General features: G+C 51.7%; 8 protein-coding genes. 4 read left to right on the top strand and 4 right to left on the bottom strand.

The window, feature by feature from the left end; translation table 11 throughout:
• Positions 1 to 337 (top strand): 3-methyl-2-oxobutanoate hydroxymethyltransferase (locus tag HY879_00685; protein ID MBI5601850.1); only part of this gene is annotated, 337 nt, incomplete at its 5' end.
• Positions 338 to 569: 232 nt separating this feature from the next.
• Entirely contained in the window at positions 570 to 1,817 is a 1,248-nt protein-coding gene (locus tag HY879_00680) for a hypothetical protein (GenBank protein MBI5601849.1), read from the top strand.
• 150 nt (positions 1,818 to 1,967) lie between these two features.
• On the opposite strand, the gene HY879_00675 is transcribed toward HY879_00680, so the two are convergent.
• Genes HY879_00675 through HY879_00660 form a run of 4 tightly spaced genes read right to left on the bottom strand, consistent with a single transcriptional unit; the run spans position 1,968 to position 5,882 of the window.
• Entirely contained in the window at positions 1,968 to 2,213 is a 246-nt protein-coding gene (locus HY879_00675; GenBank protein MBI5601848.1) for a MoaD/ThiS family protein, read from the bottom strand.
• A gap of 14 nt (positions 2,214 to 2,227) precedes the next feature.
• Positions 2,228 to 2,848, bottom strand: coding sequence for a rubrerythrin family protein (locus HY879_00670; protein ID MBI5601847.1), 621 nt, complete (start codon positions 2,846 to 2,848; stop codon positions 2,228 to 2,230).
• A 9-nt stretch (positions 2,849 to 2,857) separates the two neighbouring features.
• Entirely contained in the window at positions 2,858 to 3,274 is a 417-nt protein-coding gene (locus tag HY879_00665; GenBank protein MBI5601846.1) for a YjbQ family protein, read from the bottom strand.
• On the bottom strand, positions 3,258 to 5,882 hold the full coding sequence (locus tag HY879_00660; protein ID MBI5601845.1) for a pyruvate, phosphate dikinase: 2,625 nt from the start codon (positions 5,880 to 5,882) through the stop codon (positions 3,258 to 3,260). Before HY879_00660 ends, HY879_00665 begins: the two co-directional genes overlap by 17 nt.
• Before the next feature lie 367 nt (positions 5,883 to 6,249).
• On the opposite strand from HY879_00660, the gene HY879_00655 reads away from it, so the two are divergent.
• Both HY879_00655 and HY879_00650 read left to right on the top strand, forming a co-directional pair.
• Positions 6,250 to 7,527: a glucose-1-phosphate adenylyltransferase gene (locus HY879_00655; GenBank protein ID MBI5601844.1), complete on the top strand. Its 1,278-nt coding sequence runs from the start codon at positions 6,250 to 6,252 to the stop codon at positions 7,525 to 7,527.
• Between the two features lie 14 nt (positions 7,528 to 7,541).
• A complete protein-coding gene (locus HY879_00650; GenBank protein MBI5601843.1) occupies positions 7,542 to 8,780 on the top strand; it encodes a glucose-1-phosphate adenylyltransferase in 1,239 nt (412 codons plus the stop codon).
• The last annotated feature ends 68 nt before the right edge of the window (positions 8,781 to 8,848 follow it).

The raw sequence follows: 8,848 nt of genomic DNA, 5'->3' as shown, positions 1-8,848 counted from the left end.
GGCGGTGGAAAAGGCCGGGGCCAAGATGCTATTGGTGGAAGCCGTACCTCCGGAAGTCACCGCCGCCATCAGCAAAAAGCTGGCCATACCGGTTCTTTCCATTGGGGCCGGTCCGGACTGTGACGGCCAGTTATTGATCGTCAGCGATCTCATCGGTCAATTCCAGGCCTTCACGCCCAAGTTTGTCAAGAGATATTGTAATGTGGCGGAGCTGATCATTCAGGCCATGAAGGATTATTGTGACGATGTCCGAACCGGCCGCTTCCCGGAGGAAGAGCACTGTTATCGAATGATCGAGGGAGAGTATGAAAAATTCAGGAGCGGCGATAACGATTAAAAAAACAGTTTAAGAATTCGTATCAGTTTAGCGTTTTAAAAAAAACGTCGATAGCCTCTCCGTCATTCCCGTGAAAACGGGAATCCAGGTTCTTTTCGTCTCAGCATAACACCTGGATTCCCGTTTTCACGGGAATGACGAGCGAGGAAGTCTGAATTTTCAGGTAGAAGTTTCAAATTTTTCAAAGGGCTAAATTATTATAAGAATTCAAAGGGAGAAGATCATGTCTGATATGAGAGAAATGTTAGCCATTAATGCGGATCGGTTGGGAGAAGTCAACCGGCTCCTCACCGATCCGGAAAATGAAACAATCAATCCATTGTTGGAAATAGTGGAGCGGTACGGCGGACCCGAAACCATTAATGCCCAGGCGGAAGAGGCCAGGAAGCCGGAAAACCTGAAGGCCCGTCTTAAGGAGATGGGATCTCCCTATTTGGCCGATCTGGACTGGCTGGCTGAAAAGCGGGAATCCGGGGCCTTTGTCTCCCTGGTCGATTACTATCGATCTTTGGGCATTGAAGAAAACCGGATCAACACCAAAAATGCCGTAACCCTGGAAATCAGTGCCTTGCAATATTTTCCCTGGCTGATCGATGAGGCCAGGCAGGCTATAGAAAAGAAAGAGCTCCTGCCCGGCCGCTTTATCCGGGTCCGGAACATGAAGGAGCAGGAAGGGGATCAGGGCGACACGCTGGCCACAGCCCTGGCCATGTCCCTTATCGGTGCCACTTACGTTGAAACTTTGGATACCAAAGGGACCGACGGCAGCAATATCCACCTGGGTGGACCGGAAACGATTACCGGCTATTTCGGCGGCGTGGGGCAGCCCAATGACTATCCTTACAAATGGGTGGACGAATTTCTCTATTTTTATACCCGTTACGGGGTCCGTCAGGTGCTCAATATCAATCCCGGAACCGTCCTGGCCGGCTATCTCCTCTATAAGATGGGGATCGATATCGAGTTTAAGATATCCGTTTTTATGGGAAATGATAACCCTTTTGCAGTTCTTTGGACCTTGATGGCCGCCAGGCTTTTCTCCCGGCCGGATGGATCAACCAGCCTGATCGGCTTTAATCTTTCCAATTCCGTCAATAATCAAACCATTATTCAGGCCGACCATCTTCGAAAAGCCCTGGGCCTGGAAGATAAGGTGCGCTTCGAGCATCATATTACCGAGACCTGGAAATCAATCGTCCGTCAGCCTTATAATCGGCGGGATGAGCTGGTCGCGCTGGCCGGAATGGTCCCCAATATCTCGGCCAAACATGAGGGGGGGGAGATCGCCGTGGAGGAAAATCGGGAGCACCCTTCCGATATCCTGGATTACTTTCTTCCCAAAACGGATATTGAAGCCCGGGGGTTGATGCCGTTGATGCTGCGTAATTATTTGGACAAGCATGATTCGGTGAACCTCACGGCCCAGGCCCTGGTGAAGGCCAATATCGGGGTCATTGCCGCTTCAAATTTGCACCGGTAGCCGTGGGAAGCGGGGATCTGGGATCAGGGGGCGACACGAAGCATGAAAATAAACTGTAAGGGCGGGTTCAAAATCCGCCCCTATTGAGCCTATATGGAAGTGGGTTTTCCCAAATTCCGAAATCCGAAATCCGAAATTGTAACGGTGTCCTCAGCCTCCAAAGTAAGGATGAAGGATGCGCACATCGTCGCCGTCTTTGAGATAAGTTTCGCCGAAGCGGTCGGGGTGGATGACCACCCCGTTGACGATGTAAATCAGATGGCTCTTGCCTGTATTTTCCTTCATGGCCTTGATCATCGGATCATTGGACAACTTCTTTTCGTACACTTCCACCAACTCGGACAATAGTGCCCCCGGTTTGACCGGACAATCTTCCGCTCCGATTAAGGCCCGCATAGCTTCACTTCTTATTATACCCTCATGCCCCTATTTGAATTTTTTTTTCCGGCCCCGCAAACCGGACATCGCTCCGGCAGGTCTTCCTCAAAAACATAACCGCAGACCTGGCAGACGTGGTACTCTATTTCTTTGTCGGCCAGCAGGGCGGTCAGGGCCTCTTTATACAACTTGGCATGCCGTTCTTCCACATCCCGGGAACGGATGAAACTCCAGGCCACGTCCTCCCGCTTGAGGTCAAAGGCCTCCTTAATAAAAACCGGGTAGAAATCGTTTTTAGCCCGGAGCTCGTTTTCAAAGGCGGTCTTCAGGTTGTCTTCCGTTTTGCCGACGACCCCTTCGAGATAATTGAGGTATTCGTCGGCATGGACCTTTTCGGACTCGGCCACGGCCCGGAAGAGCCGGGCGATCTGGGGATAGCCGTCTTTTTCGGCCTTTCGGGCAAAGGCCAGGTTACGGATATAAGCCTTGGATTCCCCTCCAAAGGCTTCTTTGAGCCGCTTTTCCAATTCCTCCGGCAGGGGGGCATGAAGGATAAATTGATATTTGAAGGCCCCGCAGACCGGGCAGGTCTCGGGCGGGGAATGCCCTTCATGAATATAACCGCAGACAGTGCATTTCCATTGTTTGGACATAAAAATTCCTTATTCCCCGATAATTTTTACCAGAACCCGTTTTTTCCTTCGGCCGTCAAATTCCCCGTAAAAGATTTGTTCCCAGGGGCCGAGGTCCAGTCGATCCTGAGTGACGGCCACCACCACCTCCCGTCCCATGATCTGCCGTTTGAGATGGGCATCGGCATTGTCTTCCCCCACATTATGGCGGTACTGGGAAACCGGGTCATGGGGGGCCAGCTTTTCCAGCCAGCGCTCATAATCCTGGTGCAGGCCCGATTCATCGTCATTGATAAAGACCGAGGCCGTAATGTGCATGGCGTTGACCAAAGCCAGTCCTTCTTTAATCAAGCTTTCCCTGAGACATTCTTCAATTTGAGGGGTAATATTAACAAAGGCCCTGCGGGATGGGATGTTAAACCATAATTCCTTACGATAACTCTTCACTAACGCCCTCCTTTTTAATGGAATCAGAAGGATTCGTTTGATTCCTCTGAAAAGTGTAATTGCCTTTAAAAAATTCATTCCGGTACCATTCGATCCGGTTGTCCTGATCCAGAAGCATATCCAGAAGGCGGACCGAACCCATAAGCCGGCCTATGAGATCCAGTTTTTCCTGGATAATATAAGAATTATGTTTTTTTAATTCCCCTTTGATCATATCCCCTCTTTGTTCCACCTTGAAACCCATTTTTTTCAAGACCGAACCGATCAGCATGGCCCTTCTGGTCCGGCGATCGATATCGGCCGCCCCTCCTTTGAAATAAAAGGTGATATAATTGTCATTGATATTGGGGCCGCAAAAGGTATCCAGGGTGGCGAAATGATAACCCAGGCGGGAATTGAAGTTCATATATTTCTCGGAAATGAGGACATAACTGGGACCGCCCATAGCCCCGTCCATCGTCGGATCATGCAGAATGCTTTCCAGCAATACGGAGCCCAAACCGCTCCAACTGATGTTGTCCTGCCCCAGCCATTTCACCCCTTCATGGGTCATGCCCTGAAACAGGGCCTTAAAGGGGCCGGAGAGGACCTCCTCCGGCCGGACTTCTTTTCGTTCCGGTCCGGGACTGATCCCCCCGCCCAGATCGACGATATAAATATTCAGCGGCAAAGGGGAACGGAAACGGACGGCTACATTTTTGCCATCCTCAATGGTTTCGCCGATCTGAAACATTTCCTGCATGGCCATTTCGTGGGCAAAGCGGATAATATCATGGATGGTCTCGCAGGATTGGGGGTTGAAATTTTCATGCTTGGGATCGATCAGATGCAAGGGGGCGATCATGGGCAGGATCGCTTCCATGGCCTTGTAGGTCGGGCTCCCTTTCATGGGATTGAGGGGCTTTCCCGTCCGGAGTAATCTTTCAATCCTGCCCTGGTAGACCACTCCGTTTGTGGCATCCACCGTGATTTCCTGGCCGTGAGGGATAACCGCCGTCGCATTGTCCGTCCCCACCAGGGTGGGAATTTGAAATTCCCTGGCTACCGAGGCCATATGACCGGTCACGCTGCCCACATCAGTAATGATGGCCCTGACCCGGCCGATAATCGGTACATAACGCGGGGAGGTTTGAGGGGCGACCAATATCGAACCTTCGGGAATATTGAGCAGGTTGTGATCCGATTTAAGGACGTAGGCTTTGCCGGCCGCCACCCCGTTGGCCGCTGAAGCCCCCCCTTTAAGCAGGATGGGAAAAGTTTCAGCACTTACTTCGGCCTCCGGTGTGGGGGGCAGGGCAGAAGACCGGGTAAACCGTAAAGGACGGGCCTGGAGGATAAAGAGTTGGGTTTTATGATCAATGGCCCATTCGATATCCAGGGGGGTTTGGTAGTGCTCTTCCAGTTTTAAGGCGTAACGGACCAGCAACTGAATCTGGGAAAAGGTCAGGCAAGGCTTATCCTTAAAAACATGGGCCACGGGCGTTTGCTTGAGGCCTTGAACCGGGTCAGAAGAAACGAGGACTTCTTTCCGGGCTACCTCTTCGCTCTCGATCTTTCGATTTTCTTTATTCACCTGATAGAAGTCGGCATTTCCAGAGCCGTCGACCAGGCTGACGCCGAGTCCCCAGAGGGCACTGATCATGATGACCTGGTGATCGGGGTCATTGGGGTCCACTGTATACAGAACCCCGCTGGCCAGGGCATCGACCATGAGGATACAAGCTACACTCATGATGACGTCCTGTTCCAGAAACCCTTTGCTCCTTCGATAAAAAATGGCCCTGGGATTAAAGGTGCTGGCCACTACCTCCTTATAGGCCTGAAGGAGGGTTTCTCCGGTGACGTTTAGGACGGTCGAATGCTGACCGGCAAAGCTGGCCTCCGAATCTTCGCTGGTAGCGCTGCTCCGGACGGCCAGACGCAGAGGTTGGCCGATATCTTTTTTCAGTTCTCCGACTGCTTCGATCAGGGCGGTTTCCAAATCGGGAGGGAGTTGCCCCGTCATAATCAGATCGCGGATTTCCCGGCTCACGGCCATGAGTTTTTCCGTGTCGTTCACATCGAGGTCCTTCAACTTTTTTTCGATCTTTTCCGGAAATCGGTTGAATTCCAGAAAATACTGGCAGGCATAGGCCGTGACGGCAAAACCCGGGGGAACCGGGAGTTTAACCCGGTTTAAGATTTCTCCCAGATTGGCGGCCTTGCCTCCGACTTCGGAAAGCTGTTCCTGGGTGATATCTTTCAAAGGCAGGACCAGGGGGGTTTGGGTCAGGGTTTTTTTTCGTTCCAGCCCTTGCTGAATGCCCAGACCTACCTTTTCGACGGCTTCAAAAAGTTCCGGATAGTTGGCCTGGGACAGGGCATTGAGGTCCTCGGCAATGCGGCAGGTCACCTCGACCAGCCTTCCGGTTCGGTCCTGGACATAATTCAAGGTAAAGGGATGGTCTTCATAAAACAAATGTTCCAGATCGGCGATGAGGTCCAGGGCCTTGTTGTTTTCGTTCAGGACGGCCTTGAAGTGATCGTATTTGTGCAGCAGAAACCCCTTCTGGGCCGTAACCCGCGGGGTGACTTTATTCTTTTTAAAGATATCAAGTATCTTGAACACGTGGAACCGTCATTCTTCAAAATTATCTATAGGTGATGGTCTCGTAAAAACTCGTCATTCCCGCGCAGGCGGGAATCCAGGCCACACATAACCAGTTAAAAATACTGGATTCCCGTTTTCACGGGAATGACGGAGAGATTGCCGACGCTTTTTCAAAAGGCTAAATTGATACAATCCATCAGGACCCAATCGTTTTTAAAGGGATCGATAGCCATAAGTCTCCTTTTTCCGGGTTGAATAGGGAGATTCCATGATAGAGAGGATCACTTAATAAGTCAAGAAGATCAAACCGTTAAAAACTAATAATTGACATACTGGATGTTATTTGGTTACAAATTAAGTAGTGCTTAAACAGGAGGTTGTTGGTATGGCCCATATCCTGGCCTTTATCTTAGCCGGCGGGCGGGTGGATGAATTGAGTGTCCTGACCTTTGACCGGCCAAAATCCGCTCTGCCTTTTGCCGGCAATTTCCGGGTCATTGATTTTGCCTTGAGCAATCTGATGCATGCCCGGATCGGCCGGGTGGGTATCCTCTCGCAATATCGATCGGCCTCCCTGATCACCCACATCGGAAACGGCGCCCCCTGGGACATGACCGGCCGTCATCGCGGGGTGACCTTGCTCCCCCCCTCCACGGGCCGGAAAGATTCCGACTGGTATAACGGGACGGCCGATGCCGTGGCCCATAACCTGGAATTCATCGCTGAAAATAATCCGGACCTGGTCATGATCCTCTCCGGAGACCACATCTACCGGATGGATTACCGGGGATTAGTCCAATTTCACCAGGAACAGAAAGCCGATGTCACCCTGGGATTTATCAAGGTCCCCAAGGATAAAGCCCATCGATTCGGCATAGGGGTTATGAAAGAAAAAAAAGGCCAGGCGGGTGGACGTCTGACCGCTTACTTTGAAAAACCATCCCAACCCCCCTCCCAATGGGCTTCTTTAACCATCTATCTTTTTAAAACCCAGATTCTGCTTGACCTGTTGAAACGCACCCATCCCCACACCGAAGGGATCGAATTCGGCCGGGATATCCTGCCTTCCCTGGTTCATCAATGTCGGGTTTTCGGGTATGTTTTTTCCGGCTATTGGGGCTATACCCGGACCCTGGATGAATACTGGCAGACCCATATGGATCTATTCGGGACCAATTCAAAAATCAATCTCAAAGAGTGGCAAATCCGGACCAATCTGGAACATGAACGAATACGGGAAAGACAACCGGCCCAGGTGGGCCCACAAGCCCGCCTGGATCAGGTTTTGTTGACTCATGGCTGCCGGGTGGAGGGTACGGTCAAAAGGAGCGTCTTGTTTCCCGGGGTCCAGGTGGAATCAGGGGCTGTGGTTGAGGATTCGATCCTTTTTTTCGATACCCTCGTGGAATCAGGGGCCACAGTCAATAAGGTGATTGCCGATAAAAGGGTTCGGATTGGTGAAAAGGCCCGAATCGGAAAGGGGGCCAAGACCATACCCAATCAGGCCTTTCCGCATCTTTTGTCCTCCGGGCTGACGGTTATTGGTAGAAATACGCATCTACCTCCGGGGATTCGTATCGGGGCCAATTGTCTGCTTTATCCCTATTTAGAAGAGAGCTTCTTCGCATCGAAGGAGATTCCCTCAGGAGTAACCCTGTCGTGATTAACACCCTGGTTATGCTTTTAGCCGGTGGCGTCGGCAGCCGGTTGAACGTCCTGGTCGAAGCCCGGGCCAAGCCGGCCGTCCCATTCGGCGGAAATTATCGGATTATCGATTTCACCATGAGCAATATTATGAATTCGGGCCTGGAAAGGGTTGGGGTCCTGACCCAATACAAACCCCTTTCTTTGATGGGCCATATCGGTTCGGGAAAGGCCTGGGATTTCGAAGGCCGGAACCGGGGGATCAAAATTCTGCCTCCCCATACCGGTGAAAAGGATTCGGACTGGTATAAAGGGACGGCCGATGCTTTGAGACAAAACATGGATTATCTGACCCGCTATGACCCGGAGGAGATCCTGATCGTTTCGGGGGATCATATCTATTACATGGATTATGCCCCCATGATAGCCTTCCATAAACGGAATCAGGCCGACCTGACCGTGGCCATGATGGAGGTACCCAGAGAACAGTCCGTGCATTTCGGAATCGCTGAAGTGGCGGGGCAGGGACGGATCGTGGGCTGGGAAGAAAAACCGAAGAATCCGAAGGGAACCCTGGCCTCCCTGGGTATCTATGTCTTCCGGGTCCCTTATTTATTAAAAGCCTTGCAGAACCCGGCCTATACGGATTTCGGGCAGCACCTCATCCCGGCGGCCGTGGGCAGGGACCGCATTTTTGCCTATCCCTTCTCCGGGTATTGGCGGGACGTGGGAACACTGGCCTTTTATTTCGAGGCCCACATGGACTTATTAAATCCCGGTTCCGGTCTGAATCCGGAAGCCTGGGGTGTTCAAACCAACCTGGAAGAAGAAGGCTTGAAGGGGGACCGTCCCCCGGTGGTTATCCAGAAAGGGGCCCGGGTGACCCGGTCATTTCTCTCGGCCGATACGATCATTGAAGGCCGGGTGGAGGGGTCGATCCTGTCCCCCGGAGTCAGGGTGGGGAAGGGTGCCCAAGTATTAAATTCCATCATCATGCACGAGGGTCAGATCGGGGCCGGGGCTTACCTGGATCGGGTCATTGCCGATAAAAAGGTCCGGGTCGGGGAAAAGGCCCGGGTGGTCGGAAAAGGCAACCTGGCGAACCGGAATTTTCCGGAACAGTTAAAAGAAGGTTTAACTTTAATCGGTAAAGGGGCGTCTATCCCTCCAAAGATAAAAATTCAAGGCAATACCATCGTTCATCCCTGGGTCGGGGAGCAGGATTTTAAGGATTTTAAGGTCTCTGAAGGGGAAACGGTAAGGAGAAGATAAGACGATTTTGGATTGCGGATTGCGGAATTCGGATTTCGGAATTAAAAAATTCCAAACCCCGACCCCTG

The sequence above is a fragment of the Deltaproteobacteria bacterium genome (assembly GCA_016219225.1).
Taxonomy (GTDB): Bacteria; Desulfobacterota; RBG-13-43-22; order RBG-13-43-22; family RBG-13-43-22; genus RBG-13-43-22.
The sequence above is the reverse complement of the archived record's forward strand: the minus strand, read 5'-3'. Positions and strand labels throughout refer to the sequence as shown.

Excerpts from the sequence above, each read along its gene's own strand:
- HY879_00680 (MBI5601849.1), top strand. The coding sequence starts at position 570 with ATGAGAGAAATGTTAGCCATTAATGCGGATCGGTTGGGAGAAGTCAAC.
- HY879_00650 (MBI5601843.1), top strand. The coding sequence starts at position 7,542 with ATGCTTTTAGCCGGTGGCGTCGGCAGCCGGTTGAACGTCCTGGTCGAA.
- HY879_00670 (MBI5601847.1), bottom strand. The coding sequence starts at position 2,848 with ATGTCCAAACAATGGAAATGCACTGTCTGCGGTTATATTCATGAAGGG.
- HY879_00675 (MBI5601848.1), bottom strand. The coding sequence starts at position 2,213 with ATGCGGGCCTTAATCGGAGCGGAAGATTGTCCGGTCAAACCGGGGGCA.
- HY879_00655 (MBI5601844.1), top strand. The coding sequence starts at position 6,250 with ATGGCCCATATCCTGGCCTTTATCTTAGCCGGCGGGCGGGTGGATGAA.